This window comes from Micromonospora sp. NPDC048887, assembly GCF_040649715.1.
GTDB lineage: Bacteria > Actinomycetota > Actinomycetes > Mycobacteriales > Micromonosporaceae > Micromonospora.
In genome coordinates this window covers 154248-179903 of record NZ_JBEZGA010000011.1, presented here as the reverse complement: position 1 = coordinate 179903, position 25656 = coordinate 154248, and the positions used below count along the sequence as shown (strand labels likewise).

The following is a 25656-nucleotide window of genomic DNA, read 5'->3' as shown; positions in this document are numbered from 1 at the left end:
GTCGCCAGCCTGCCATCCGCGTGTGTCCGGGTCTCCCAGATCGGCTGCCGGGGATCGTCGTTGTGCACGACGACGTCGGCGTGCTCGGCCGGGCGGGCCGTGGCGAAGTAGAGCCGCTGGGCGGGCAGGTACCGCTCGTGCCAGCGCCGTTCGACGTCGGCTCTCGTCGACACGCTGCTTTCGCGGATCACGGCACGATCCACCGTCTTGTCGAGCGCGGTGGACACGAAGACGCGCAGCTCCCACCGGTCGAGCAGTTCCGGGCGCAGGAGGAAGACGCCGTCGAAGACCAGCACGGCGTCGGCGGGAGCGGTCGCGAGCGGCGGGGACACCACCGCGTCCGTGGCGTGGTCGTAGACCGAGAGCCGGAAGCGCCGGTCGCCGCCGGGGCCGAGCGGGTCGAGCAGCACCCGGTTCAGCGACTGGTGGTCGTGGGTGTCGACGTAGCAGCCCTCGGCCGAGAACTCGCCGCGTCGATAGCGCCGCTCCCGGGGGAAGAGGAAGTCGTCGACTGTCGCCCGGATGACGTACCGGCCACGGGCCCGCAGGACGGCGGCCAGCTCGTCGGCGAGCGTGGTCTTGCCGGCGGCGGGCGGCCCGTCGACGGCGACCCGCGTCGGGTGCGCCACGGTGACGGACCCGACCGCGTCGGCCAGGATGTCGATCAGCTGATCGCGGCGGTGATAATCGGATTGCCCCCGCGCCGGGCCGGGAGTTTGACTGCCGTCCATGCCGTCCCTCTCGCCGGTCTTCGTCGCTGGTACGGGCCGTTCGGGCACGTCACGGATCGCCGACGTCATCGGCCAGCATCCGCTGATCCACCGGATCCCCATGGAGACCAAGTTCATCGTCGAACCGGGCGGCCTGCGGGACCTGGCCGACGCGCTCACCGAACGATACGACCCCATCGTCGGTGAGGACGCCCTGCACCGGCTGAGCGACTTCCTCACCGTACGGGTCCCCGGACGGCGGGACGACCGTGGCAAGACCGTGCCCGAGCTGGTCGGCGTGGGCCGGTACCGGGACGCCGTACACCGGCTCTGGCCGCAGGTCATCGCGTACGCGTACGACGAACCCGCACCCCCGGAGGGCTTCGGCGACGGCGACCGGCCGGCCGGGCCGTTCGGGCCGGCCAGCCGGCGGCGGGCCGTCGCGAGGCACTTCCGGGACCGGGGCGAGCTGATCGGCGTCCTGCGCGGCCTGGTCGACACCCTGTTCGGCGGGGCGGCGGCCGACGCGGGCAAGCCGACCTGGTGCGAGAAGACCCCGTTCAACCTCTTCGCCATGGACTTCCTCTGGGAGCTGGTCCCCGAGGCGACGATCGTGCACATCAAGCGCCACCCGGTCGCGGTGCTGGCCTCCCACCTGGCCCAGCCGTGGGCGCCGTCCACTGTCGTCGGTGTGCTCGCCTACCTGCTGCCGGTCTACGACAGGTGGCTGGCCTGGAAGAACGCCACCGACCTGGCGGGCCGGCGATACGTCGAGGTGAAGGCGGAAGACCTGGCGGCCGACTGGCCCGACCAGCGGCGCGTCCTGTTCGGGCGGCTCGGCGTCGAGGACTACCCCACCTCGTCGACCTTCCAGTCAGCCAAGCTGGCGCACCGCGACGGCCAGTTCGACGCGGACACCCGCGCGTACGTCGAGCGGGAACTGGGCGAGATCATCCCCGCGATGGGATACGGGTGACGGCCGCGCGGACCTCAGCAGGAGCCGGCGCGATCGATCGGGATCATCAGGCCGGCGCTCACTGCGATTCCCAGTACGGCGAATGCCAGCCACGGCCAGGGGTTCCGGATTCGGGGCTGGAGGCCTACCCGGGCCACGACGACGGAGAGAACCGCCGTCGCCGTCATCGCCAGGACCAGCAGGGCGTACGCATCCCTCGCCGCCTGCGCCGAAGCGTAGGTGTCACCGTCGCACGGCGCGGAGGGCGCCAGGAGCGGGACGCAACTGAGACAGCTCGTGACGACGAGCAGTGTGCCCAGCACGGTCACCAGAGTCGCTGCCGCCTTCGCCGCACCGGATCGCATCGACCGGACACTAGCGTCCGAACGTCTCGGCGGTGACACGACCGGGCATCAGCAAGATCAGGTGTCACGCCCTGCGGCGCAGTTCGCGGAGCACGCCGTGGCGGCGGAGCGCCCACCCCAGGCGCCGTGCGCTGGGGTGCCTGACAAGCAGCACCGCCGCCCGGCGGACCAGCCCGAACCGGTTGTCGCTCACCTGGTCGTCGACCGCCCGCCAGATCAGCTCGCGTACGCCGGCGCTGTCCAGCATCGCCCGTACCTCGTGGCGTACCCGGGGATCCTCGGCCGCGGACGTGACGGCGGTGACCAGGCCGGGCCGGTCGGCGATCGGCTCCACCGCCGCGGTGACGAGCGGCCGGCGCACGGTGTCCCGTTCCAGCAGCAGCAACACCGCCTCCCGGACCTCGGTGCTGTCGAGCCCGGACCGCAGCAGGCCCAGCGCGCTCCGCTCGACCTCGCGGTCGCGGTCCGGAAGGGACAGCGCGGCCAGCAGCACTGTCACCTCGTCGAGGTCGACGAGGTGACGCAGCCCGTCGCGGAACTCCGGTAGCGCCCACGCCACCGTCAGCCCACGCGCGAGATCGCGGTTCATGGGCCACTGGCTACCCGCAGTCGGCGGCCGGCGAAACGCCCTCCGGATGTTGCCATGACGCTTAACTGGTGTTCTACTCAACCATAACAATCTGACGGAGGGTCACCAGGGTGATCAACTTTCATGTCGACCGGTCCAGCAGCGTCCCCGCGTACGCCCAGCTGGTGCGGCAGGTCCGTGAGGCGCTGCGGATCGGGACGCTGCGGCCAGGGGACCAGCTCCCCACCGTGCGCAGCGTGGTGATCTCGTGCACCGTCAACCCGACCACTGTGCTCAAGGCGTACCGGGAGCTGGAGCTGTCCGGCCTGGTGGAGGCGAGGCAGGGGGCGGGCACGTTCGTCAGCGGGACGCTCGGGCACGCCGATCCCCACGTCATGGCCCGCCTGCGCGGCAGCCTGGCCCGGTGGCTCGGCCAGGCCCGCGAGGCCGGTCTGGAGGACGAGGACGTCCAGGCGCTGCTCGCCTCGGTGATCGCGGCGAACGCGACACCCGCGAGGAGAGAGAACGCGGAGGGCGCGGCGTGAACGGCGAGCCGGTCGCCGTCGAGGCGCGTGACCTGAGCCGGCGCTACGGCACCGTGTGGGCGCTGCGGGAGTGCTCGTTCGCGCTGCCCGCCAACCGGGTCGTCGCGCTCGTAGGCGCGAACGGCGCGGGCAAGTCGACGCTGCTGAGCATCATCGCCGGCACCCTCGCGGCCACCGGCGGCACCGTGCTGGTGCGCGGCCGGCAGGTGGTGCGGGGCGGGTCCGCCGACGGCGGCAGCCGGGTGGCGATCCTGGCCCAGGACAAGCCGCTCTACCGCGACTTCACCGTCTCGGACATGCTCCGCTTCGGCCGCTCGACGAACCGCGTGTGGGACCAGCGGCGGGCGCTGTCGTGGCTCGACCGCTTCGCCGTCCCGCTGGACCGGCGCTGCGGCAAGCTGTCCGGCGGGCAGCGGGCGCAGGTCGCGCTGGCGGTCGCGCTCGGCTCCCGCCCGGCGGTGCTGCTGCTGGACGAACCCCTCGCCAACCTGGATCCGCTGGCCCGCGTCGAGGTGACAGGCGAGTTGCTGGCGGAGGTCGCCGACGACGACATGACAGTCGTGCTGTCGACCCACATCGTCGCCGAGCTGAGCGGCGTCGGTGACCACCTGCTGCTGCTCGACGCCGGTCGGCCCGTCCTCACCGGCGACGTCGAGGAGTTGCTCGACAGCCACGTCCGGCTGACCGGGCCCCGCGCCGACCAGCCACCCGGGCCGGGCACGATCGTCCAGGCGCAGCACACCGGCCGCCAGTCCACCTTCGTGCTGCGGCGGCCGACGGCACCGGCGGCGCACGCGGTCGTGGCGCCCGGCTGGACCGCCCAGCCGATCACCCTGGACGAGCTGATCCTGACCCACCTCAGAGCGTCGGCCGCCGCGCCGCACGAGCGGGAGGCAGCCGCATGAGCCCGGTCGGCCAGCTGTCCGCACCCACGAACCGCCGCAGCGACCCCGGGTACGCCGGGGGCGTACGCGGTCTGCTCTGGCTGACCTGGCGTCAGCACCGCTGGACGGTGATCGGCACGCTGGTCCTGGCCGCCGTCCTGGTGGGCTGGATGACCTACCTGTCCGTGGAGCTGACGAACCTGTGGCACCAGTGCCACGAGACGTTCTGCGCGGAGGACTCGCCACAGGGCCGGCGGCTCGGCGGCTCCTCCAGCCTGGTCCTGACCCTGGCCGTCCTGTCGCAGGTGGTGCAGTGGATGCCGCTGCTGATCGGCGTGTTCGTCGGCGTCCCGGTGCTGACCAGGGAACACGAGCAGCGCACCCTGCTGCTGGCCTGGAGTCAGGATGTCTCCCCGCAGCGGTGGCTCTGGACGAGGCTGGCCCTGCTCGGCCTGTTCGTGGCGGCGGTGACCTCGGCCGTCGCCGGCGTCAGCGACCACCTGGAGCGACTCCAGGCGCGGGTCGCCCCGGTGAGCCTCTTCGAGTACGGGCCGTTCCTCAACACGGCGATGCTTCCGGCCGTGATCAGCCTCTGCTGGTTCGCGGTCGGCGTAGCGCTCGGCGCCGCGATCAAGCGCACGCTGCCGGCCGTGTTCGGCGTGATCGTGGGCTTCGTCGGCCTGACCTATTTCGTCCGGTGGCGCTACCCCACGCTGATGGAGCCGCTGACCGCGCACCGCGTCATCGGCGGGCCGGGCGTGGGTGTGCTGCGCGACAACGCCCTGGTCGTCAAGGGCGGCATGATCGACTACGGGGTCGACGGGCCGTCCGGCGCGTTCGACGCCTCCGGGCGTGAGCTCAGCGGGGTCGAGCTGCAACGCCTCTGCCCACCCGACAACGGCACCGGCCGGACGCTCGCCTGCTTCGTCGAGCACAACCTTCAGCAGCACCTCCAGTACCAGCCGGGCAGCCGGATCCCCGAGTTCCACCTGATCGTCGCCGGCGGCTACCTGGGCCTGACCGCGCTGGCGCTCCTCGTCGTCTGGTGGATCGTCCGCCGTACCGACCTGAGCGCGGGCTGACCAGGGGATCGGCCTTGCCGGTGTTATTACTGGCGAGTAGCGTTCGGGCATGAGCATCGACTCTCGCCAGGTGGCGGCCGGTCTCCTCGACGCCGTGCCGTTCGCCCGCACGCTCGGGATCGAGTTCGTCGAGGTGGCGCCCGAGGCCGAGGGCGGGGTCCGCGTCGTGGCCCGGCTCCCCGACCTGCCGGCGCACCACAACCACCTCGGCGGCCCGCACGCCGGGGCCATGTTCACGCTGGGGGAGAGCGCCTCCGGCGCGGCAGTCCTGGCCGCCTTCGGGCAGGTGCTCGACCGGGCCGTACCCCTGCCGGTGACCGCGTCGGTCCACTTCCGCAAGATCGCGATGGGCCCGGTGCTGGCGACCGCGCGGCTCGGCGGCGTCCCCGCCGAGGTGCTGGCCGAGCTGGACGCCGGCCGACGGCCGGAGTTCCCGGTCGAGGTGGAGGTCCGCACCGAGGACGGCACGCTCACCTCCTCGCTCACAGTGATCTGGACGCTGCGTCCGAACCGCTGAGCCCGGAACGGTGTTTACCCGGCGCGGGCTCTGGTTAGATTCAAGCGATGCTGGGCCTCCCCGAGCACGTGAGCGCGTGTCTCTTCGATCTGGACGGTGTGCTGACGCAGACCGCCAAGGTGCACAACGCCGCCTGGGCGGAGACGTTCGACGCGTACCTGAGGCGACGGTCGGCCGAAACCGGCGAGCCGTTCCACCCGTTCGACAGCGGACCGGACTACAACCGGTACGTGGACGGCAGACCGCGCGCCGACGGGGTGCGCACATTCCTGGCCTCGCGCGGCATCACGCTGCCCGAGGGATCGCCGGACGACCCGCCCGAGGCGGACACCGTCAACGGTCTCGGCAACCGTAAGAACGTCGTGCTGCTCCAGCGGATCGAGCACAACGGCGTCGAGGCGTACGAGGGCTCGGTGCGCTACCTGGAGGCGGCCACCGCGGCCGGGCTGCGCCGCGCTGTCGTCTCGGCCAGCGCCAACTGCGCCGCCGTGGTGCACGCCGCCGGGCTGGACCACTGGCTGGAGGCGCGGGTGGACGGCGTGGTCGCCCGCGCGAACGGGCTGCGCGGCAAACCGGACCCGGACACGTTCCTGGAAGGCGCCCGGCTGCTCGGCGTCGAACCGGCCCAGGCCGCCGTCTTCGAGGACGCCCTCGCCGGGGTGGCCGCCGGACGGGCCGGCGGATTCGGGTACGTGGTCGGCGTCGACCGGGTCGGCCAGGCCGGCGAACTGCTCGCGCACGGCGCCGACGTGGTGGTCACCGACCTCGCCGACCTGCTCGCCGCGGAGCCGGCCGCGTGATCCGGGAACGGGCGTACCCGGTCGAGCCCTGGCACGTCCGGGAGATGCGGCTCGACATGGACGTGCTGGCCCAGTCCGAGTCGGTGTTCGCGCTCTCCAACGGCCACATCGGGCTGCGCGGCAACCTCGACGAGGGCGAGCCGCACGGGCTGCCCGGCACCTACCTGAACTCGTTCTACGAGCTGCGCCCGCTGCCGTACGCGGAAGCCGGCTTCGGGTTCCCCGAATCCGGGCAGACCATCGTCAACGTCACGAACGGCAAGCTGATCCGGCTGCTCGTGGACGACGAACCGCTCGACGTGCGCTACGGCGAACTCCTCGCCCACGAGCGGGTCCTCGACCTGCGCGCCGGCACGCTCCAGCGGGACCTGCACTGGCGTTCCCCGGCCGGGCGCGAGGTGAAGGTCCGCACCACCCGGCTGGTGTCGTTCACCCAGCGCTCGGTGGCCGCCATCCACTACGAGGTCGAGCCGGTCGACGGGCCGCTGCGGCTGATCCTCCAGTCCGAGCTGGTCGCCAACGAGTCGCTGCCGCCGCAGAGCCGCGACCCCCGGGTGGCCGCCGTGCTGGAATCGCCGTTGCAGGCCGAGGAGGAGCTGACCACCGACGACGGCGGCCAGCTCATCCACCGCACCAAGGTCAGCGGGCTGCGGGTCGCCGCCGCGATGGGCCACGACGTGGACGGGCCCGAACGCACCACGATCGAGAGCGAGGGGTACGAGGACTGGGTCCGCACCACCATCGGCTGCGTGCTCAAGCCCGGCCAGACGCTCCGGGTGGTCAAGTACCTCACGTACGGCTGGTCCAGCCGCCGGTCCCTCCCGGCGCTGCGCGACCAGGTCGGCGCGGCACTGGCCGCGGCCCGGCTCGACGGCTGGGACGGGCTGCGCCGGGCCCAGCGCGAATACCTGGACGCGTTCTGGGACGCCGCCGACGTGCGCGTCGAGGGCGACCCCGAGGTGCAGCAGGCCGTCCGGTTCGGTCTCTTCCACGTCCTCCAGGCCGGCGCCCGCGCGGAACGGCGGCCCATCTCGGCCAAGGGCCTCACCGGCCCGGGGTACGACGGCCACGCGTTCTGGGACACCGAGATGTTCGTGCTGCCGGTGCTCACGTACACCCAGCCGGGCGCCGTGCGCGACGCGTTGCAGTGGCGGTACGACACGCTGGCCCAGGCGCAGGAACGCGCCCGCACACTGAACCTCGCCGGGGCGGCCTTCCCGTGGCGAACCATCGAAGGGCCGGAGTCGTCGGCGTACTGGCCGGCCGGGACCGCCGCGTTCCACATCGCCGCCGACGTCGCCGACGCGCTGCGCCGCTACGTGCTGGTGACCGGCGACGAGGCGCTGGAACGGGACATCGGCCTGGAACTGCTCGTCGAGACCGCCCGGCTGTGGCGCTCACTCGGCCACCACGACCGCGCCGGACGGTTCCACATCGACGGCGTGACCGGCCCGGACGAGTACACGGCGGTGAAGAACGACAACGTCTACACCAACCTGATGGCGCAGCGGAACCTGCTGACCGCGGCGGACTGCGCGATGCGCTACCGGGACCAGGCGCTCGACCTCGGCGTCACCGAGGAGGAGGCCGCCGCCTGGCGGGACGCCGCGAACGACATGCACATCCCGTACGACGCGGAGACCGACGTCCACGAGCAGGTGGAGGGGTTCACCCGCTTCCAGGAGTGGGACTTCGAGCACACGCCGCCGGAGAAGTACCCGCTGCTGCTGCACTACCCGTACTTCGACCTCTACCGCAAGCAGGTCGTCAAGCAGGCCGACCTGGTGCTGGCCATGCACTGGCGGGGCGACGCGTTCAGCGCCGCCGAGAAACTGCGCAACTTCGTCTACTACGAGCGGCGCACCGTACGCGACTCGTCGCTGAGCGCCTGCACCCAGGCGGTGCTCGCGGCCGAGGTCGGCTACCTCGAACTGGCCCACCGCTACCTGCGCGAGGCCGCGCTGATGGATCTGCACGACCTCAACGAGAACACCCGCGACGGCGTGCACATGGCGTCCCTGGCCGGCGCCTGGATCGCGCTGGTGGCCGGGTTCGGCGGGCTGCGTGACCACGACGGGACGCTCTCCTTCGCGCCCCGGCTCTCCAGCCGCCTCAGCCGCCTGGAGTTCTCACTCCAGTGGCAGGGGATGCGACTGCGGGTCGACGTCCGGCCGCACCAGACGACGTACTCGCTGCGCAACGGCGGGCCGGACACCGTCGTGGAGTTGCGGCACCACGGCGAGCCGCTGCGGGTCACCTCCGCGCAGCCGGTCACCGTGCCGGTGCCCCCGGCACACCCGAAGGGGCCGCAGCCGGAGCAGCCGCAGGGCCGCGCGCCGCTGATGCACCTGCCCGAACGCATGGACTGAGCGGCCCCGCCACCAGGGGCGGGACCGCTCGGTAGGCGTACCTCAGAACTGGCGGCCGTTCGACGGACGCCCGCCGGCGTCGCGCGGCGCCGTGGCCCGCGGGTCGTCGGCGGTACGCGCCGTCGCGGCGCGGTCGGCCCAGTCCGGCGAGTCCTTCAGCTCCTGCTCACGGCGTTCCTGGTCGGTGCGTTCCTGTTCCCGGGACCTGTCCTGTTTCGCCATGACGATCCTCGCGATCGGTCGGGGTCCGTGGTCACCCCGCGCGTTCCCGCCCGGCGGCGTCTCAACCGTCCCGGTCGAGGGCTCAGCCGTCCAGGTGCTGGGCGAAGCTGCGGCGCAGGTGGTCCTTGGGGCGGGAGCCGACGATCGAGCCGACCACCTCGCCGCGCCGGAACACCAGCATGGTCGGCGCGGACATGATCCGGTGGTCGCGCGTGGTGGCGGGGTTCTCGTCCGTGTTGACGGCCACGAAGCGCAGCGCGTCGCCGAACTCCTCGGCCAGCTCGGCCAGGTGCTTCGACACCACCCGGCACGGTGGGCACCATTCGGCCCAGAAGTCCACCACGACCGGCCGGTCGGCGGCCAGCACTGTGGCCGCGAAGGTCTCGTCGGTGACCGCTGTCAGCCGTCCGGTCCCCGTGTCCTGAGGCATGTTTCCTCCCGTTGGATGATCGCGTGGGCGAGCTGGTCGTGCAGCCGGCGGCGGACGTCGCCGAGCCGGTCGAGGTAGTCGTCCACCTCGGCGAGCTTGCGCCGCAGCACCGCCACCGAATCGGGGCAGACGTCACCGGAGTCATTCCCGGCGCGCAGGCAGGCGACGAACGGGCGGATGTCGTCCAGACCGAAGCCGATCGCCAGCAGGGACCGGATCTCGCGGACGACGCGTAGTTCCGCCTCGTCGTAGACCCGGTATCCGTTGGCGGACCGGTGCGGACGGACCAGTCCGTGTGCCTCGTAGTAGCGCAGGGTGCGGGTGCTCGTACCGGCCCGCCGCGCCAGCTCCCCGATCCGCATCCGCCGCCCCCGTCCCTCTCTGCCGATTGACGCTAAACCTTGCCGCCGACGTCAACGCAACCCTTCACGCGGGGGTGATCATGAGGTTGGCGGGGTGAGGAAGCGCTTTCTGGGCCGTCAACTTCATGATCGTCGGGGTGGGGGGTATGCGCGGGGAGAGCGGGAGGGGCGGTGAAGGGGATGCGTGAGGTTTCGGTTCCTGTGGTTGCGGGCGGGCTCGTGGGGGACGTGGTGGTGCCGGCGAGGGCCGGTGGGGTGGTGTTGTTCGCGCACGGCAGCGGCAGCTCGCGGCACAGCCCGCGCAACATGGCAGTCGGGCGCGCGCTCAACGAGCGCGGGCTCGGCACGATGCTGGTCGACCTGCTGACCGCCGACGAGGAGGCCCGGGACGAGGTCACCGCCGAGCTGCGCTTCGACATCGGCATGCTGGCCGAGCGCCTGGCCGGGATCGTCGACTGGATGGGCGCCGACCCGGAGCTGGGACGGCTCCCGATCGGGCTGTTCGGCGCCAGCACCGGTGCCGCCGCCGCCCTGGTCGCCGCCGCGGCCCGGCCGGACCGGGTGGGCGCTGTGGTCTCCCGGGGCGGGCGGCCGGATCTGGCCGGCAGCTCCCTGACTGCGGTACGCGCACCGACGCTGCTGCTCGTCGGCGGCCTGGACGAGCAGGTGATCGTGCTCAACGAGCAGGCCCGGGACGCGCTGGGCGAGCTCGCCGAGCTGCGCATCGTGCCCGGTGCCACGCACCTGTTCGAGGAGCCCGGCACGCTGGAGCAGGTGGCCGACCAGGCCGGCACCTGGTTCACCACCCACCTGCGCCAGCCGCACCCCGCCTGACCAGCCCGCGTGGCGCGGTCCCGGCGGCCCGCACCACGTGTCGGCAGTCAGCCGGCGCCGGGTGGCTGTCCGATCGTGCCAGCCGTCAGCCGTCAGCCGTCAGCCCGCGGCTTCGGCGGCTCGGCCGGGATCGGCGGCCGGGCCGGGTGCGTCGTTCCCGCTCTGCTCGGCGGCGCGGTGCCGCTGCACGGTGTCCAGCACACGCCAGAGCACCGCCGCGATCGGCACCGATACGAACGCCCCGGCGACCCCGGCGACCAGCGTGCCGGCGGTGACCACCACCAGGATGACCGCCGGATGAAGCTGCACCTGCCGCCGCATCACCAGGGGTTCGAGCAGGTTGCCCTCGATCTGCTGGACGGCGATCACGGCGGCAAGCGTGAGCAGTGCGGTGGTCGGGCCGTTCGCGGCGAGCGCGACGAGCACCGCCACCGCACCGGCCACCGTGGCGCCGATGATCGGCACGAAGCCGCCGAGGAACGTGATCAGGGCGAGCGGCAGGGCCAGCGGGACACGCAACACCACAAGCGCCAGCCCGATGCCGACGGCGTCGATGGCCGCGATGATCATCGTGCCCCGGCTGTACGCGCCGAGCGTACGCCAGCCCGCCCGTCCCGCCTCGGCGGTCAGCTCCCGGCGCGGGCCGGTCAGCCGGCGCAGCACCCAGCGCCACATCGAACGGCCGTCCTTGAGCAGGAAGAACAGCAGCACCAGGGCGAGCAGCACCGCGCCCGCGACCTCGGCGACCTTGCGCGCCCCGGCGACCGGGTCGGGTGCGCCGCTGCTCAGGCCCTGCCGGATCTGCTCGACGAGCCGGTCAAGCTGCTGGTCGGTGACGGGCAGGCTCGACGTGACGAAGTCCCGGGTGCGCTGCAACCCCTCGTCGAGTTGCTGGCTCAACTCGCTGAACTGGCTCGCGGTGAGGTTCCAGACCAGGACACCGGCGCCGCCCAGAATGCCGAGCAGCAGCAGGATGCTCAGCAGCGCGGCGAGCCCGGCCGGCACCCGCAGCCGGCGCAGGCGTACCAGCACCGGGTCGAGCAGCGCGGCGAGGAAGAGCGTGCCGGCCAGCGCCACGGCGAGCGGCGCGAGCAACACGGCGATCTGCCCGAGCAGCCACAGCCCGGCCGTCACGACTAGGAGGCAGGCGCTCCAGGTGACAGCCGTGCGTACCGGCCAGGGAAGTCCGGCCCACGTCTGTCGCGGTCCGGCGGTCGGTGCCCGCCCGGGTATACCAGCGTCGTCGTCCACGTCGCCCTCCTCGATCGTGGCCGTTGGTACCCGACAGGGATCGATCCGACACCAGGGCGGTAACCACCCACCCGGTGTTTGTGCCCCCGGCCTCAGGGAAGGCATTCAACGTATCGAAGGGAGATCGGACATGAGCGACTTCATGGACAAGGCCAAGGACTTCGCGGACAAGCATGACAAGCAGGTCGACCAGGGGATCGAGAAGGCGGGCGACGCCGCCGACAAGCGCAGCGGCGGCAAGTACGACGCGCAGATCGACAAGGGCGTCGACATGGCGCAGCAGCGCACCGGCGAAGGCGACACCGGTCGCTGACGTACGCCCGCTTCGGCGCCGGAACACGACGGCGGCCACGCCCCCGGATGGGGAGCGTGGCCGCCGCGGCGTCGGGCCGGCCTCCACAGGGGAGACCGGCCCGTGCGTCAGAAGGCGGGGTCAGGAGCTGTAGCCGCGGCCGGCGATCCAGTTGGCCAGCTCGGTCACGTCCATCCAGTACGTCGGCGCGTCCGGCCGGGCCGGGTCGGCGATCAGCACCCGGTCGCCGTCGTCCTCGTACCGCACGACTGTCACGTAGTGACCGGGGTAGCTGTGCTCCACCCCGTCGACGTCCCGGGCGGCGCCCAGGATGTTCGCCACCACCGGCCGGTCGTCGTCCACAGCGGTACGGATGTCCGCGCGCAGGCGGTCGACCTGCCCACGGGTGGCCACGTCGTCGCGGATCTCGGTGGTCCGGTACTTGCCTCCGGTGTACTCGTTCAGCACCCGGGTGATGTCGATGGCCGAGTCGGTGCCGTTCTCGGTGGTGCCGAGCTTGGCGGCCAGCTCGTCCTGGCTCACGTCCCTGCCCTCGGCCGACAGCGCGATCCGGGTCGAGGCGGGACCGCAGTAGAAGTAGTTCGGCTGCGCCTGGTACTCGTAGTCGGCGGCACGGTCACCCTTGCCCTTGACCGGGGCGGCATGGGCGGCGGCCGGGCCGGCGACGGCACCGCCGGCAGCGGCCAGGCCGGCGACGGACAGCACGCACTTACGGATGATCGGATTCATTGTCGAGGCTCCATTCGGGGGTCGACGGCTCCGTGCGGGAGACGTGGCACCAGGAGTGGCGCTCGGCGTACGGAGAGTTCAACCGCCCTACTGCGGCACGCCATTTCCAGGCGTGGCCGGGGCCACACCGGAACCGGACGGACGGCTCAGCCGGGGAGACTTCCCAGTAGCCCGGTCACCGCGATCTCGATGACCACCCGCTCCGGATTCGGGCGCGGGGTGCGATACCGCTCGGCGTACCGGCGCTCGGCCTCGGCCACCGACTCCGGGTCGCGGCGCAGCACCGCCCGGCCCTCCACGGTCAGCCACCACCGGCCGTCGACCTGGCACACCGCGACCGGGACGCCGTCCGGCCCGGCCACCGCGACGTGCCGGGCCTTCGCCGACCCGGCGGAGGTGATCACCCGGGCCAGCCGGGCCGCCGGGTCGAAGGTCACCCCCACGGGTACGACGTGCGGGGTGCCGTCGGCACGGGGTGTGGTGAGCGTGGCGAGGTGCCGGTCCGCGAAGAAGCGGGCCACCCGCTCGTCGCCCGGATCCAACCGGTGCCGTCCCGCCATGTCGTCTCCTCGTTCGGCGTACCTGTGGAACCTCAGCGGCGGGGTGCCGGCGGCAGCGTCTTCACCGGGGACTCCCCGGCGGCCCGCTGCTCGGCGCGGTGCTTGGCGACCAGCCGGCCCAGGTAGAACAGCGCACCCGCCAGGACGCCCATGTCGTCCAGGTAGATCGGGTCGGGCAGCAGGTCCACCGGCAGGATCGTGTAGATCAGCGCGCCGTAGAACGCGACCTTGCCGCCGGCGCCGAGCGCGCCGAGCATGCGGCGCGTGCGGACCAGCCGGACGGCGAGGACCACCGCCCCGGCCAGCATCGCCACCGCGACGACGGCGGCGAGCACGACGAGCACCCAGGCTTCACGGGACACGCCATCACGCTAGTCGAGCCGGGCCGGTGCCGCCCGCTGACGTGGCACCGGCCGGCAGCGAACTCTCAGGCCGCGACTGCCGCCCGTCCCCGGGCCACCGGGGGCAGCTCGCGGGTGACCTCGACGGCCGCCGCCCCGGCCGGCAGTTCCCGGGTGGTCTCCGGCCCGGCGAACCCGACGATGGACAGTTCCGCCTGCGGCTCGGCGACCGGGTGCAGTGCGGCGAACACCTCGTCGCGCAGGCTCTGCGCCGCGGCCGCGGCCAGCTCGGCTGCCTGCCAGGCGGCCTGCTCCCGCTGGGCGGCGGCCCGGTGCCGTGCCGCCAGGTTGTCCCGGACCAGCCGGCGCAGCAGCAGTTCCTGCTCGACCGGGTGCCGGGTCGGGTCCCAGCCGTTGCCGCCGAGGATGTCGCTGAGCTGCCGCACCGTGATCTCGTTGCGCCACTGGGCGTCCATCGCGGCCCGGTGCAGCCAGCGCTCCCGGTCCGCGTACTCGGCCGGGGTCCGGGCGGTCCGGGGCAGCGGCAGCGCCGCGGCGGCAGCCAGGCGCCGTACGTCGTCCTCCGCCGCCTGGTACGCCTGCCAGGCCGACTCGGCCTCCTCCTGGGCGGTCAGCCACTCCGCCCGGCTGCGCTCCGCGGTAGCCGCCGCGCGGGAGGCGGCCACGGCGACCTCGTCGGCGTACCGGTCCCGGTCCCGGTCCTGTACGCGGGCCCGCTCGGCCTGTTCGATGCTGCTCGGCCGGGCGGCGTCGCTGATCCGGTCGACGAGTTCCGAGCGGAACCGGGACGGGCGGACGATCAGCGCGGCCACCACTGTCGCGGCCACGGCGAGCAGGACCAGCCAGATCACGGCGGCCGTGGGCATGTCGGGCAGGACGGCGGAGAAGACGGTCTGCATCACCAGCACCTCAAGGTGGAACGAAGGACGATAAGCGGTTGTGGCCCGGGCATCCGGGCGGGTGCGCGTCGTGAACGGAGACGCGGCACGCGCGGCAGGGCGCGAGGCGTGCGGCCGTGAGGCCGCGCCGGGGCGTACCGGAAGGGCGCCCGGTCAGGCGCGCGGCGGACCGCGACGGGCGATGTGCGCGCGGCCGGGGTCGGCGGCGGCGACGACCTCGGTGCCGGGGACGCGCCCGGCGGAGCCGGCGGAAGAGGCTTCGGCGACGGCGGGGCCGGTGCCGGGACCGGTGGTCCGCAGGGCAGTGGTCGTGGCGTCGCCCGCCGTGAGTGCGGCGGAACGTGCGTGGCCGGCCGTGACCGCCCGCGGCGTCGCGATGTGCTCGATGACGGCGACGTGCTCGATCGTCGCGACGTGCTCGACGGCGTGCGAGGCGGTGGCGTGCGAGGACGCGGTGGCGTGGGCGGGTGTGGCGGCGATGCCCTGGAGGCCGACGATCAGCACCAGGCCGGCCACCGCCGTGCGGGCGATTCGGCGCAGCGTCGCCGTCCAGGTGGACGGGGCGAACGCTACGGGCAGCACCAATTCAACCTATCGGTCGGCAGACGATCTTGCAGCTCAAAGATCTTGCGGGTTACGTGAGCCACCACACGAGTCGGTGTGGACGGACCCTCACGCAGGCCCGACGCGAGACGGCGCGGCGCCCCTGCCGGGGTGCCGCGCCGTCTCGTGGATGCCGGGGTCAGTTGCCGCCGAGTACCGGCGGCGGAGCGGCGTCACCGTCGCCCCAGACCATCTCGTCCTCGGTGAGCCAGGTCAGCCGGCCGTCCGACTCGTCGTCGCCGTGGCCGCCGCGCCCGCCCAGCACGCCGCCGCGGCCGGCCATCGCGGGCCGCCCGTTTGCGCCGCCGGTGCGCTCGGCGGACTTGCTCCCGGCGTCGACGACGAGGCCGCGACCGGAGGTGAGCCGACCCGTGCCGGCTGCCGAGCGGGTCTCCGCGCCGGGCATGCCGCCGAGGCGGGCCGAGGCCGCCGAGTTGGGGCCGGTGCCCGCGAGCGCGCCGGTGCTCAGCACGCCGGGGGCACCGTAGAGCGAGCCGCCGCCGGGGCCGCCGGCGGTCATCGTCGCCGGGCCGCCGCCGGGGCCGAAGCCCGGGCCGCCGCCGACAGTCGGACCGCCGAGGGTGCTGGTCAGCGGAGTGGCGCCGGCCAGCGAGGTGCCGCCCGGGTCGACCGTCCCGGTGGTCGGCACCGAACCCGGGGTGCCCGCGCCGGGCTGGCCGCCCGGAGCGCCCGAACCCGGAGTGCCCGCACCGGGCGTGCCGCCGGTCGGGGCCGCGTGGTGCACGCCCGAGCTGGTCGCGGTGGCGCTCGCGCCCGGGCCGAAGCTGCCCAGGCTCGGGCCGGACGACGGCGTCTTCACCGACGGGCCGTTCTGCAGCGTGGGGTCACCGTTACCGGTGTGGCCGGGCAGCTCGGCCGCCGGCGGCTCCGGCACCACGATCCGGCTGTACGCCGAGAAGTCGTAGCCCTCGGCGAGCTTCGCCACGACCTGCACCATCCGCTGGTGCGCCTTCTCCTGCTCGGCCTTGTCCTGCTGGTGGCCGACGATCCCGCCGATCACCGCGCCCGCGGCGCCGCCGAGCAGGAAGCCCTTGCCGGCGCCGGAGAGCAGCTTGTCGTTGTCCTCCGTCTTCTCCGGGCTCTCGGCCTTGGCCTGCGCGGCCCGCAGCTCGCTGGACATCATGTCGAGGCCCTGCCGGATGCCCGTCATGCCCTCGGCGAGGCTGCCCGAGTAGCTCACGACCATGCCCAGCCGGCGGTGGAACTCCCGCGCGGCGTCGCCGGACCAGGTCTTCGTCAGCGCCTCCAGGTCGGCGGTCAGATCGCGGCCGAGGTCGTCGAGCGTGCCCTTCAGGGATGTCCACTGGGCGCTCAGCGCCTCGATCTGCTTCGGGTCGCCCGCCTTGACGTCCTGGTAGAGCTCCTCGTGGCTGACGTGCTCGTAGCGCCGTGTGTACTCAGACACGCGGGTCCTCCTTCGGCTGCTTCATCGCCTCGTCGAGCCCGGAGAGGGCGGCGGCGATGTCGGCCGCGGCGGCGGCGTTGCGGGCCTCGGCGGTCTTGTAGTTCGTCATGATCTTCTGGGTCGCCTCGCGGGCGGCCAGGATCGCCCGGCGCAGCCGGTCGACGTGGTTGACGTAGCTCTGGTGCGTCTCGGAGTAGCGACGCGCGTTGTCGGTCGCGTCGGTGAACGTCCCGAGGGCCGGCGGGCGGCACTGCATCTGGGTGTTGAGCTTGCGCAACACCGACTCCGCCTGGTCCAGGCGCCGCTCGAGCCGCTGGTGGAAGTCCTCCAAGGACAGTACGTCTACTGTCGTGCGCCCCGTCATGGCTGCATCCCCGTAGTCCTCGTCGATAACCGTACGCCGCACTCAGGTTAGTCGAAGCGTGCCAACCCGGGCGACCCGTGACGCGGATCCTCCACTTCGGATGAGGGGAGGGCGGTCAACCGCCCTGGACCTGGGCGGCCGCGCCACCGGCCGAGGGTGTCGCGGCGGGCGCCGCGGGCGCTGACGCATCGAAGTACGCCATCGCGTCCTGCCGGGACAGCGTCGGGCCGGTCGGCACCAGCGCCAGCAGTGACGCGGGCACCGCGAGCGGCGTCACGTCGCCGTATCCGAGCGCGCTCTTGGCGTCACCCCCGGCGGTGCCCAGCGGAAAGCGGATGCCCTGCGCGGTGATCAGGTAGACCGTCGACCCGGCCGCCGCCTTGCCGCTCTCGCCGGCCGTGGCCTGCACCAGCACGCCCTTGCCGCCGGGCAGGAGCACGTGCTCGGCGGTGCGTACGGCGTCCCGGCCGCCCTGCCGCGCCGGCATCGCGGTCGCCGAGGTCAGCTCGGCCGGCGCGGTGTCGAAGACCTCCAGCGTGGTGGTCGGCGGCTGGCCCGCCGGGCCGGGCCGGTAGGTGGCGCAGAGCACGGTGCGGCCCACGCGGACCTCGTGCAGCGCCGGCAGGCGGGCCGGCAGGCCGTCCGCGTCCAGCCGCTGGTCGGTGAGGAGCCGGCCCGCCTCGTCCGGAGTGATCTGCGTCACCTCGCCGCCGCCGCCGAGCAGCAGCAGCGCGGTGACCTCCCGGACGGTGGCCAGGCCCTGCCGGGTGAGCACGTAGTACTGGCCGGCGGCCTGGTAGACCTGGCCGATCCGGGCCGGCCGGCCGGCCACGGTGAGCCCGCTCGCGCCGCCGTCCCCGGCGATCGAAGGCTTGCGCAGCACCGGACCGACCGGGACCGCGTTCAGCAGTTGCTGCCCGACGGTCAGGTTCGTCGCGCCGGCCATCTTCAACGCCACCAGCGCCTGCTCGTCACCGGCCACCCGCAGCCGGGAACCGCCGGTGAGCAGGTAGCGGGCGTCGCTGGTCCGCACCACCACGGCCCGGTCGGCCAGCGACGTGCCGCCGGGCAGCGCGCGGTCGATCACCAGATGCGTGGTGGAGCGCTGCGGGTCGTTCGGATCCGGTACGTCGCACACCGACCACGGCAGCCCGACCAGGGACTTGCGATCCGGCAGGTCGTCCGGGGCGCCCACGATGCCGACCAGCCGCCCGCGTGGACGGTCCTTGATCGACGCCTGGGACATGGTGCGCGGCTGCGCCGCCGCGTCGTTGACGATCAACCGCGCCGAGGCGTAGTTGAGCGTCGGGCGCAACACCTTGTCCTCGCCGAAGTAGTACGTCGCGCCGGTCTCCCGCTCGATCACCAGCGTGTTCGGCTCCAGCGGCGCGGAGTTGCTGGTGAGCTGCCCGTACGCGCCCACGCCGCCGAGCACCACGGCTGCCGCGATGACGCTGCCGAACACCGCCATGCCGAGGCGGCGCATCGGCAGCTCGTTGGTCTCCGGGTCGCCGGAGAGCAGGGCGGAGACGATGCGGCGGGTGACGAAGCGGTACGCCTGCACCTGATCGCGGCGGGTCCGCATGACTAACCTCCGGCGGGGGTGGGTCCACGACGACAGGTCCGAGCGGCGCCGCGGGCTTCCCTACGATAAGGGGCCGTCGGGGGTGCGCCGGACCCCGTCCGCCGCCCGAACGACAGCAGCCGCCCGGCGGAGGCCCAGCATGTCCAGAAGGGACGCACACCGATGACGCAGCTCCAGGCGCCACCCGGTCGTACCGCCACCGCTCCCGCCGTACCGGCGGACCGGCCGGTCACCCCGGCGGACAGGCGCCGCCGGGGACGGCTCGGCCCGATCGTGGTCGGGCAGCTCGTGGCGGTGGAGTGCGCGGCGCTCGCCGTCTGGTTCGCCACCGCCGGCCCGACGTGGCTGCTCGCGGTGGTCGCCGTACTGGCGCTGCTGGCCGTGGGCGCGGCCTTCGCGCGCCGGGGCGGCCGCTGGTGGTACGAGGACCTGATGCTCCGCCGCCGGCTGCGCCGGCGCCGCGACCGGGCCCGGGGTGCGGCGCCCGGCGGTGACCCGCGGCTCGCCGCGCTCGCGCCGGAGCTGACAGTGGTGGAGCTGACCGAGCGCGGCACCCGGCTCGGCATCGGGCAGGACGACCGGGGCTGGTTCGCCGCGCTGGCGTTGACCGGCCGTCCCGGCGCGCCCGCCGGGTCGGTCGAGGCGGCGGTGGTGGACCGCGCGCTCGCGGTGCTCGCCGACTTCTCCGGCCCGGTCACCCAGACCCAGGTCGTCTCGCACACCCTCGTCTGGTACCCGGCTCCCGGCGCGCCGCCGTCCGCGTACCGGACCGTGTGGGTGGCGCTGCGCCTGTCGGTGTCCGACGCGCGGGCCGAGACGGTGAGCCGGGGCGGCGGGCTGCGCGGCGTGCACCGCACGGTGGCGGCCGGCGTGGGCCGGCTCGGCAAGGCGCTCAACGCCGCCGGCCTCGCCCACCGGGTGCTCGACCGCGACGAACTGCACGCGGCGGTGGTGTCCGGGGCCGGGCTCGACCTCGCGCCGGAGTCCCCGGTGGAGACGTGGACCAGCCTGCGCGGGGGCGGCTGGACGCAGCGCTGCCTGGCCCTGCGGGTACGCCCCAACGGATCGCTCGGCGCGCTCGTGGACGCGGTCACGGCCACCTCCGCGCCCTCGCACACGGTCGCCGCGGTGGTGCTCCCGGGCGGCCGGCGGGTGCCGCCGCTGCTGCGGGTGGCGGCCATGGACGGGCACGCCGAGGCGCTTGTCAAGGCGGTCCGGGAGATGGCCCGGCGCGCGGGCGTGCCGGCCCGCCCGCTGGACGGCCAGCACGGTCCGGGCGTCTACGCCACCGCGCCGGTCGGCACCGCGATGGGGACGGTCACGGTCGAAGGTTGACGATCCAGCCGTACGCGCCGCAGACCCAGAAGGTCAGCGGCACCAGCGCGACGATCAGCAGGATCTCGATGATGTCCAGGGTCCGGCCCCAGACCGGGGAGATCCGCTTGCCGGCCACTGTCAGGCCGTAGACCAGGCTGATCACGGCCACCACGGCCAGGCCGCCGAGGATCAGCCCGAGCCGTACCGCGAGCGAGCCCGCGGCGAACGTGGCGGCGGCGACAAGCGCCAGGCCGACGGTGCCGGACAGCAGCACCGGCGTGCGCTGGGCGCGGCTGAGGAACGGGCGTGCCCGCAGCAGCGACAGCAGCGCCAGCACCAGGCAGAGCAGGACCGCCGGGAGCCGGCCGTCCTCGGCGAGCACCACCTCGCCGCCGAGCACCAGCAGCGAGACGGTCCAGAGCAGGCCGGTGAGGAACCCGTCGGCGCGCTCGCTGTTGCGCAGCACCGACGGGCCGTCCACCGACTCGGTGTCGGTCTTGAGGTCGTCCGGTCCGGTGGGGATGGACGGCACCGGCAGCCGGGCCAGGCGGTAGGCGAGCATCGGCAGCGCGGGCAGCGCGCCGAACGCGACGGTCGCGACGATCGCCGCCGAGGCCGCCGCGCCGATGCCGAAGGCCAGGCTGAGCACCGCGCCGAGGCCGACCGCGCCGCCCACGCCCACCGCGCCGAGGAACAGCGGCAGGCGGTCGCCGACCGCGAGCGCGGCGATCGCGCCGAACACCACCACGGCGGTGCCGGCGAGCAGGACGTGCGGGCCGGCCAGCTCGCCGAGCGTCCGGTCCCCGGCGAGCACCAGCAGGCCGCCGACGCCCGCGTAACCGATTCCGACGAGGGCCAGCACCGCGCCGGTGCGGCTGTCACCGGCGGCCCGGGACAGCACCGCGGCGCCGACCAGCAGCGCCACCGCGACCACGAAGGCGGCGGCCGCGCCGGGCAGCTGCGGCGGGCCGGTGAGCAGCGTCGCCACCGCGCCCCCGGCCAGCGCCGAGGCGGCGAGCAGGACCGCGAACAGCCGTGTGGTGCCCACCTGCCAGGCGCCCGCCCGCTGGGTGGTGGAGGTGGCGACCGCGTCCACCACGTCGTCGAAGACGATCTCGGGGGCGGTCGCCGCACGCGGGTTGAAGTAGAGCACCTCGCCGTCGCGTACCCCGAGCTGCGCCGCGGTACGGCCACCGTCGAGCGGTTGGCCGCCGAGCCGGGACAGGGCCCAGCCGCCGTGCCGTACGCCCTCGTCGGCCAGGTCCTCGCCCGCGTACCGCAGCAGCGTGGGGAGCAGGTCGGCGAGCGGCACGTCGGACGGCAGCGCCAGGTCCATCCTGGTACGCGGCGCCACGATGGTGATCCGGCTCAGTCCGCCGGTCGCCGTCTTCGTCGCCACAGTGGCCTCCTCGTGCTCGCATACGATCCGCTGGGCCGTCGGCGCCGCCCCCACGGGTCCACGACGCCTGACGGAGATTACCTACGATGGCGGTCGCACAGGTTGCCCACCCGACGCTCACCGGCGGTGGCAGACCACGATCAGGGCCGCTTCTGGGGAGGGAGAGCCGTGAGTACGGTGGTGTTCCGCCGACTTCCGCGTCAACCGGGGCCCGCGCTGCCGCGCGGCGAGGTGCTGCTGGAGTCCCCGCCCGAGTTGCCCGAGCCGCAGGCCAAGGGCATGGGCCAGGTGCTGATGATCCTGCCGATGCTCTGCGGTGTCGGCGCGATGGCGTTCCTCTACGCGGGCCGGGGCGGCGGCATGATGACGTACGTCGCGGGTGGCCTGTTCGGTGTGTCCATGCTGGGCATGGCGATCGGCACGCTCGGCAACGGCGGCAAGGACAAGGCCGAGCTGAACGCCCAGCGGCGCGACTACATGCGCTACCTCGCGCAGATGCGCAAGCGCACCCGGCGGGCGGCCGAGCAGCAGCGCGCCGCGATGACGTGGCGGCACCCGGAGCCGGACGCGCTCTGGTCGATCGCCGCCTCGCGCCGGCTCTGGGAGCGGCGGATCACCGAGGACGACTTCGGCGAGGTGCGGATCGCGCTCGGCCCGCAGCGGCTCGCGGTGGAGATCGTGCCGCCGGAGACCAAGCCGGTGGAGGACCTGGAACCGATGAGCGCGATCGCGCTGCGCCGGTTCGTCCGGGCCCACTCCAGCGTGCCGGATCTGCCGACCGCGCTGTCGCTGCGCGCGTTCAGCCGGATCGCGTTGCGCGGCGACCGGGAGGCGGTGCTGGATCTGGCGCGGGCCGCGCTGGGCCAGCTGGTCACGTTCCACGCCCCGGAGGACCTCCTGGTGGTGGTGGTGGCCGCGCCGGACCGGCAGGCGGCCTGGGACTGGGTGAAGTGGCTGCCGCACGCCCAGCACCCGGGGCGTACGGACGCGGCGGGCGCGCGCCGGATGGTGTACGCCGCGCTGGACGAGGCGGAGACCGCGCTGGCCCAGGATCTGGGCGGGCGGCCCCGGTTCGCGCCGGAGGCGAAGCCGCTGACCACCGCTCCACACGTGGTGGTGGTGCTGGACGGCGGCGAGGTCTCGGCGACCTGCGCGCTGACCGGGCCGGGCCTGCTCGGCACGACGGTGTTCGACCTGTCCGGCGCGGTACCGCGCGACGCCGGGCGCTGGCTGCTCTGCCTGGACGCGGGGGACGGCACCGGGCTGGACCTGGTCCGTGGCGCCGCCACGTCGCGGCTCGGCCGGCCGGACCGGCTCTCCCTGAGCGCGGCCGAGGGGCTGGCCCGGCAGATCGCCCCGTTCCGGCTCTCCCAGCAGCAGGGCGCGAGCACCGAGGAGCCGCTGGCCCGCAGCATGGAGCTGCCCGATCTGCTCGGTGTCGGCGACGCGGCGACTGTGGACGTCCGGCAGACGTGGCGTCCGCGCAGCCACCGCGACCGGTTGCGCATCCCGCTCGGCCTGGGTCCGGACGGCAACGTGGTGGAGCTCGACTTCAAGGAGTCCGCGCACGAGGGCATGGGCCCGCACGGCCTGGTCATCGGCGCTACCGGCTCCGGCAAGAGCGAACTGCTGCGTACGGTGGTCGGGGCGCTCGCCGTGACGCACTCCTCGGAGGAGCTGAACTTCGTCCTCGTCGACTTCAAGGGCGGCGCGACGTTCGCCTCGCTGGACGCGTTGCCGCACACCAGCGCGGTGATCACGAACCTCTCCGACGAGCTGCCGCTGGTCGACCGGATGCGGGACGCGCTCGCCGGTGAGATGAACCGCCGGCAGGAGGTGCTGCGGGCGGCGGGCAACTACGTCTCCCGGTACGACTACGAGAAGGCGCGGGCCGCCGGTGAGCAGCTGGAGCCGATGCCCAGCCTGCTGATCATCTGTGACGAGTTCTCCGAGCTGCTGGCGGCCAAGCCGGACTTCATCGACCTGTTCGTGATGATCGGCCGGCTCGGCCGGTCGCTCGGCGTGCACCTGCTGCTGGCCTCGCAGCGGCTGGAGGAGGGCAAGCTACGCGGCCTGGACACGCACCTGTCGTACCGGATCGGTCTGCGTACGTTCTCGGCGGTGGAGAGCCGGATCGTGCTCGGCGTGCCGGACGCGTACGAGCTGCCCAGCGCGCCCGGTCACGGCTACCTGAAGACCGACACCGCGACCATGCTGCGGTTCCGCGCCGCCTACGTCTCCGGCCCGTACCGGGCGCCGGGGCAGGTGCAGCGCTCCACCCGGGCGCAGGTGCAGCGCCGGATCGTCCCGTACGGCATCGACTACGTGCCGGCGCCCGCGACGCCCAGCCCGGCGGAGGCGACCCCGGAACCGGAGCAGGCCGGCGACGGCAAGGCCGTGGCGATGCTGGACGTGCTGATCGGCCAGCTCAAGGGCCGCGGCAAGCCGGCGCACCAGGTGTGGCTGCCGCCGCTGGCGGAACCGTCCGGGCTGGCCGAGTTGCTGCCGAAGTTGAGCGTGCACCCGACGTACGGCCTGACCACCGCCGACTGGCCGGGGCGGGGCCGGCTGGCGGTGCCGGTGGGCATCGTGGACCGGCCGTACGAGCAGCGCCGCGATCCGATGATGGTGGACCTGGCCGGGGCGGGCGGCAACGTGGTGATCGTGGGGGCGTCGCTGAGCGGCAAGAGCACGATGCTGCGGTCGATGCTGGCGTCGCTGGCGCTCACCCACACGCCGCGCGAGGTGCAGTTCTTCTGCCTCGACTTCGGCGGCGGCGCGCTGCGCAGCCTGGAGGGGCTGCCGCACACCTCGGGTGTGGCGGGGCGGCGGGACACCGAGGCGGTCCGGCGGACGGTGGCCGAGGTGGTCGCGGTGATCGACGAGCGGGAGAACCGGTTCACTCAGCACGGCATCGACTCGGTGGCCAGTTACCGGCGTCGCCGGGCGGCGGGTGAGTTCGCCGACGACCCGTTCGGTGACGTCTTCCTCGTGGTGGACGGCTGGAACACGCTGCGTCAGGAGTACGAGGAGCTGGAGCAGACGATCACCAACCTGGCGAACCGGGGCCTGGGCTTCGGTGTGCACGTGGTGATCACGGCGGTGCGGTGGGCGGAGATCCGGATCAACATGCGGGACCTGCTCGGCACCAAGCTGGAGCTGCGGCTCGGTGACCCGTCGGAGTCGGAGATCGACAGGCGGGCGGCGCAGAACGTGCCGGTGGGCGCGCCCGGTCGCGGTCTGACCCGGGACAAGCTGCACTTCCTGACCGCGATCTCGCGGATCGACGGCAAGCGTGACATCGAGGACCTGACCGAGGCGTCGGTGGCGCTGGCCGGTCACGTCGCGGCGAACTGGCCGGGACAGCCGGCGCCGAAGGTGCGGCTGCTGCCGCGCAGGCTGACGGTGACCGAGCTGGCGAAGGTGGTCGACAGGTCCGCCCCGGGCATCCCGATCGGCGTCAACGAGTCGGCGCTCGCCCCGGTCTACCTGGACCTGGCGGGGGAGCCGCACCTGACCGTGTTCGGCGACGCCGAGTGCGGCAAGACCAACCTGCTGCGGCTGATCGCCCGGGGGATCGCCGAGCGGTACACCCCGGCCCAGGCGCGGCTGGTCATCGCCGACTACCGGCGTGGTCTGCTGGGCGCGGTCGAGGGGGATCACCTGCTCGACTACGCGCCGTCGAACCAGGTGTTCAGCCAGGGGCTCGGGTCGATACGCAGCGCCCTGCAGAACCGGCTGCCCGGCCCGGACGTGACCACCGCGCAGCTGCGCGACCGGAGCTGGTGGAAGGGCCCGGAGCTGTACATCCTGGTGGACGACTACGACCTGGTCGCCTCCGGTGGCAGCAACCCGCTCAGCGCGCTGCACGAACTGCTGCCGCAGGCGCGGGACATCGGCCTGCACCTGATCATCACGCGCCGGGTCGGCGGTGTCGCCCGGGCGCTGTACGAGCCGGTGCTGCAACGCCTGCGCGAGCTGGACTCGCCGGGCCTGCTGATGTCCGGCAGCCGGGAGGAGGGCGCGGTCTTCGGCAACCTGCGGCCGACCCCGCAGCCGCCGGGCCGGGGCACGCTCGTGCGCCGCCGCGACGGTCAGCAGCTCATCCAGACCGCGTGGACGGAACCCGCCTGACGGGACGGACGGCGGGAGTCCGGTCCGGTAGCGTCGGCCCGATCGATCGTCGCGAGTGGGAAAGGGGCGCG

At 73.5% G+C, this 25656-nt stretch carries 26 protein-coding genes and 1 pseudogene; 11 read left to right on the top strand and 16 right to left on the bottom strand.

The features are described from left to right. Window positions 1–26: 26 nt before the first annotated feature. A pseudogene (locus AB0C17_RS18875) lies at window positions 27–731 on the bottom strand (hypothetical protein); the annotation flags it as partial. Between AB0C17_RS18875 and AB0C17_RS18870 the strand changes: the two are divergent. Further along, entirely contained in the window at window positions 730–1686 is a 957-nt protein-coding gene (locus AB0C17_RS18870) for a sulfotransferase (RefSeq protein ID WP_357479601.1), read from the top strand. The pseudogene AB0C17_RS18875 and the gene AB0C17_RS18870 overlap by 2 nt on opposite strands. A gap of 14 nt (window positions 1687–1700) precedes the next feature. Here AB0C17_RS18870 and AB0C17_RS18865 read toward each other — a convergent pair whose 3' ends face one another. Then, window positions 1701–2030, bottom strand: coding sequence for a hypothetical protein (locus AB0C17_RS18865; protein ID WP_357479598.1), 330 nt, complete (start codon window positions 2028–2030; stop codon window positions 1701–1703). A 64-nt stretch (window positions 2031–2094) separates the two neighbouring features. Then, window positions 2095–2619: a hypothetical protein gene (locus AB0C17_RS18860; RefSeq protein ID WP_357479595.1), complete on the bottom strand. Its 525-nt coding sequence runs from the start codon at window positions 2617–2619 to the stop codon at window positions 2095–2097. A gap of 110 nt (window positions 2620–2729) precedes the next feature. Here AB0C17_RS18860 and AB0C17_RS18855 point away from each other — a divergent pair, with 110 nt between their 5' ends. The 6 genes from AB0C17_RS18855 to AB0C17_RS18830 are packed head-to-tail and all read left to right on the top strand — an operon-like array spanning window position 2730 to window position 8795. Next, a complete protein-coding gene (locus tag AB0C17_RS18855; protein ID WP_357479592.1) occupies window positions 2730–3143 on the top strand; it encodes a GntR family transcriptional regulator in 414 nt (137 codons plus the stop codon). Next, the gene (locus AB0C17_RS18850; protein ID WP_357479589.1) at window positions 3140–4048 is read left to right on the top strand and encodes an ABC transporter ATP-binding protein; all 909 of its coding nucleotides are present in this window, start codon (window positions 3140–3142) and stop codon (window positions 4046–4048) included. Before AB0C17_RS18855 ends, AB0C17_RS18850 begins: the two co-directional genes overlap by 4 nt. Continuing rightward, window positions 4045–5109 (top strand): ABC transporter permease, encoded by a 1065-nt coding sequence (locus AB0C17_RS18845; protein ID WP_357479587.1) that lies wholly within the window; start codon window positions 4045–4047, stop codon window positions 5107–5109. Before AB0C17_RS18850 ends, AB0C17_RS18845 begins: the two co-directional genes overlap by 4 nt. Window positions 5110–5158: 49 nt before the next feature. After that, window positions 5159–5626: a DUF4442 domain-containing protein gene (locus tag AB0C17_RS18840; RefSeq protein WP_357479584.1), complete on the top strand. Its 468-nt coding sequence runs from the start codon at window positions 5159–5161 to the stop codon at window positions 5624–5626. A 47-nt stretch (window positions 5627–5673) separates the two neighbouring features. Then, window positions 5674–6426 (top strand): beta-phosphoglucomutase family hydrolase, encoded by a 753-nt coding sequence (locus AB0C17_RS18835; RefSeq protein ID WP_357479581.1) that lies wholly within the window; start codon window positions 5674–5676, stop codon window positions 6424–6426. After that, a complete protein-coding gene (locus AB0C17_RS18830; RefSeq protein ID WP_357479579.1) occupies window positions 6423–8795 on the top strand; it encodes a glycoside hydrolase family 65 protein in 2373 nt (790 codons plus the stop codon). Before AB0C17_RS18835 ends, AB0C17_RS18830 begins: the two co-directional genes overlap by 4 nt. 42 nt (window positions 8796–8837) lie before the next feature. Here AB0C17_RS18830 and AB0C17_RS18825 read toward each other — a convergent pair whose 3' ends face one another. The 3 genes from AB0C17_RS18825 to AB0C17_RS18815 form a co-directional block, all read right to left on the bottom strand. Beyond that, the gene (locus tag AB0C17_RS18825; RefSeq protein ID WP_350816704.1) at window positions 8838–9017 is read right to left on the bottom strand and encodes a hypothetical protein; all 180 of its coding nucleotides are present in this window, start codon (window positions 9015–9017) and stop codon (window positions 8838–8840) included. 82 nt (window positions 9018–9099) lie between these two features. After that, window positions 9100–9447 carry a thioredoxin domain-containing protein gene (locus tag AB0C17_RS18820; RefSeq protein ID WP_357479574.1) on the bottom strand — a complete coding sequence of 116 codons (348 nt, stop codon included), beginning with the start codon at window positions 9445–9447 and terminating at the stop codon, window positions 9100–9102. Next, window positions 9417–9809 carry a MerR family transcriptional regulator gene (locus AB0C17_RS18815; protein WP_357479571.1) on the bottom strand — a complete coding sequence of 131 codons (393 nt, stop codon included), beginning with the start codon at window positions 9807–9809 and terminating at the stop codon, window positions 9417–9419. The genes AB0C17_RS18820 and AB0C17_RS18815 overlap by 31 nt, the downstream gene beginning before the upstream one ends. Window positions 9810–9989: 180 nt before the next feature. Here AB0C17_RS18815 and AB0C17_RS18810 point away from each other — a divergent pair, with 180 nt between their 5' ends. Beyond that, a complete protein-coding gene (locus AB0C17_RS18810) occupies window positions 9990–10643 on the top strand; it encodes a dienelactone hydrolase family protein (protein WP_357387647.1) in 654 nt (217 codons plus the stop codon). Between the two features lie 99 nt (window positions 10644–10742). Here AB0C17_RS18810 and AB0C17_RS18805 read toward each other — a convergent pair whose 3' ends face one another. Next, window positions 10743–11894 (bottom strand): AI-2E family transporter, encoded by a 1152-nt coding sequence (locus AB0C17_RS18805; protein WP_357479568.1) that lies wholly within the window; start codon window positions 11892–11894, stop codon window positions 10743–10745. A 130-nt stretch (window positions 11895–12024) separates the two neighbouring features. Here AB0C17_RS18805 and AB0C17_RS18800 point away from each other — a divergent pair, with 130 nt between their 5' ends. After that, a complete protein-coding gene (locus AB0C17_RS18800; protein ID WP_269702636.1) occupies window positions 12025–12207 on the top strand; it encodes an antitoxin in 183 nt (60 codons plus the stop codon). A 120-nt stretch (window positions 12208–12327) separates the two neighbouring features. On the opposite strand, the gene AB0C17_RS18795 is transcribed toward AB0C17_RS18800, so the two are convergent. The 8 genes from AB0C17_RS18795 to eccB all read right to left on the bottom strand — a co-directional run bounded on the left by AB0C17_RS18795 (window position 12328) and on the right by eccB (window position 18735). Beyond that, window positions 12328–12936 carry a C39 family peptidase gene (locus tag AB0C17_RS18795; RefSeq protein ID WP_357383234.1) on the bottom strand — a complete coding sequence of 203 codons (609 nt, stop codon included), beginning with the start codon at window positions 12934–12936 and terminating at the stop codon, window positions 12328–12330. A gap of 146 nt (window positions 12937–13082) precedes the next feature. Next, on the bottom strand, window positions 13083–13496 hold the full coding sequence (locus tag AB0C17_RS18790; RefSeq protein WP_357383236.1) for a pyridoxamine 5'-phosphate oxidase family protein: 414 nt from the start codon (window positions 13494–13496) through the stop codon (window positions 13083–13085). Window positions 13497–13528: 32 nt separating this feature from the next. Further along, window positions 13529–13858: a YkvA family protein gene (locus AB0C17_RS18785; RefSeq protein ID WP_357383238.1), complete on the bottom strand. Its 330-nt coding sequence runs from the start codon at window positions 13856–13858 to the stop codon at window positions 13529–13531. A gap of 65 nt (window positions 13859–13923) precedes the next feature. Further along, window positions 13924–14757, bottom strand: a complete 834-nt coding sequence (locus tag AB0C17_RS18780; protein ID WP_357383240.1) for a hypothetical protein — start codon at window positions 14755–14757, stop codon at window positions 13924–13926. A gap of 153 nt (window positions 14758–14910) precedes the next feature. Further along, window positions 14911–15339, bottom strand: a complete 429-nt coding sequence (locus AB0C17_RS18775) for a hypothetical protein (protein WP_357469889.1) — start codon at window positions 15337–15339, stop codon at window positions 14911–14913. A 160-nt stretch (window positions 15340–15499) separates the two neighbouring features. Next, complete coding sequence (locus AB0C17_RS18770; protein ID WP_357383244.1) at window positions 15500–16786, bottom strand: WXG100 family type VII secretion target; 1287 nt, start codon at window positions 16784–16786, stop codon at window positions 15500–15502. Continuing rightward, on the bottom strand, window positions 16779–17150 hold the full coding sequence (locus tag AB0C17_RS18765; protein ID WP_357383246.1) for a hypothetical protein: 372 nt from the start codon (window positions 17148–17150) through the stop codon (window positions 16779–16781). Before AB0C17_RS18765 ends, AB0C17_RS18770 begins: the two co-directional genes overlap by 8 nt. Window positions 17151–17265: 115 nt before the next feature. Continuing rightward, window positions 17266–18735 carry a type VII secretion protein EccB gene (gene eccB, locus AB0C17_RS18760; protein ID WP_357383248.1) on the bottom strand — a complete coding sequence of 490 codons (1470 nt, stop codon included), beginning with the start codon at window positions 18733–18735 and terminating at the stop codon, window positions 17266–17268. 162 nt (window positions 18736–18897) lie between these two features. On the opposite strand from eccB, the gene AB0C17_RS18755 reads away from it, so the two are divergent. Next, window positions 18898–20070, top strand: a complete 1173-nt coding sequence (locus AB0C17_RS18755; RefSeq protein WP_357383250.1) for a type VII secretion protein EccE — start codon at window positions 18898–18900, stop codon at window positions 20068–20070. Here AB0C17_RS18755 and eccD read toward each other — a convergent pair. After that, a complete protein-coding gene (eccD, locus tag AB0C17_RS18750; RefSeq protein ID WP_357383252.1) occupies window positions 20054–21451 on the bottom strand; it encodes a type VII secretion integral membrane protein EccD in 1398 nt (465 codons plus the stop codon). The genes AB0C17_RS18755 and eccD overlap by 17 nt on opposite strands. Window positions 21452–21619: 168 nt before the next feature. Between eccD and eccCa the strand changes: the two genes are divergently transcribed. Then, window positions 21620–25585 carry a type VII secretion protein EccCa gene (gene eccCa / locus AB0C17_RS18745; RefSeq protein ID WP_357383254.1) on the top strand — a complete coding sequence of 1322 codons (3966 nt, stop codon included), beginning with the start codon at window positions 21620–21622 and terminating at the stop codon, window positions 25583–25585. The last annotated feature ends 71 nt before the right edge of the window (window positions 25586–25656 follow it).

What these genes read in the sequence shown, in the direction of transcription:
- AB0C17_RS18755 (WP_357383250.1), top strand. Translation starts at nt 18,898, where the DNA reads ATGACGCAGCTCCAGGCGCCACCCGGTCGTACCGCCACCGCTCCCGCC.
- eccB (WP_357383248.1), bottom strand. Translation starts at nt 18,735, where the DNA reads ATGCGGACCCGCCGCGATCAGGTGCAGGCGTACCGCTTCGTCACCCGC.
- AB0C17_RS18790 (WP_357383236.1), bottom strand. Translation starts at nt 13,496, where the DNA reads ATGGCGGGACGGCACCGGTTGGATCCGGGCGACGAGCGGGTGGCCCGC.
- AB0C17_RS18825 (WP_350816704.1), bottom strand. Translation starts at nt 9,017, where the DNA reads ATGGCGAAACAGGACAGGTCCCGGGAACAGGAACGCACCGACCAGGAA.
- AB0C17_RS18765 (WP_357383246.1), bottom strand. Translation starts at nt 17,150, where the DNA reads ATGACGGGGCGCACGACAGTAGACGTACTGTCCTTGGAGGACTTCCAC.
- AB0C17_RS18845 (WP_357479587.1), top strand. Translation starts at nt 4,045, where the DNA reads ATGAGCCCGGTCGGCCAGCTGTCCGCACCCACGAACCGCCGCAGCGAC.
- AB0C17_RS18835 (WP_357479581.1), top strand. Translation starts at nt 5,674, where the DNA reads ATGCTGGGCCTCCCCGAGCACGTGAGCGCGTGTCTCTTCGATCTGGAC.
- AB0C17_RS18810 (WP_357387647.1), top strand. Translation starts at nt 9,990, where the DNA reads ATGCGTGAGGTTTCGGTTCCTGTGGTTGCGGGCGGGCTCGTGGGGGAC.
- AB0C17_RS18800 (WP_269702636.1), top strand. Translation starts at nt 12,025, where the DNA reads ATGAGCGACTTCATGGACAAGGCCAAGGACTTCGCGGACAAGCATGAC.
- AB0C17_RS18795 (WP_357383234.1), bottom strand. Translation starts at nt 12,936, where the DNA reads ATGAATCCGATCATCCGTAAGTGCGTGCTGTCCGTCGCCGGCCTGGCC.
- AB0C17_RS18860 (WP_357479595.1), bottom strand. Translation starts at nt 2,619, where the DNA reads ATGAACCGCGATCTCGCGCGTGGGCTGACGGTGGCGTGGGCGCTACCG.
- AB0C17_RS18780 (WP_357383240.1), bottom strand. Translation starts at nt 14,757, where the DNA reads ATGCAGACCGTCTTCTCCGCCGTCCTGCCCGACATGCCCACGGCCGCC.
- AB0C17_RS18865 (WP_357479598.1), bottom strand. Translation starts at nt 2,030, where the DNA reads ATGCGATCCGGTGCGGCGAAGGCGGCAGCGACTCTGGTGACCGTGCTG.
- AB0C17_RS18840 (WP_357479584.1), top strand. Translation starts at nt 5,159, where the DNA reads ATGAGCATCGACTCTCGCCAGGTGGCGGCCGGTCTCCTCGACGCCGTG.
- AB0C17_RS18815 (WP_357479571.1), bottom strand. Translation starts at nt 9,809, where the DNA reads ATGCGGATCGGGGAGCTGGCGCGGCGGGCCGGTACGAGCACCCGCACC.
- AB0C17_RS18820 (WP_357479574.1), bottom strand. Translation starts at nt 9,447, where the DNA reads ATGCCTCAGGACACGGGGACCGGACGGCTGACAGCGGTCACCGACGAG.
- AB0C17_RS18870 (WP_357479601.1), top strand. Translation starts at nt 730, where the DNA reads ATGCCGTCCCTCTCGCCGGTCTTCGTCGCTGGTACGGGCCGTTCGGGC.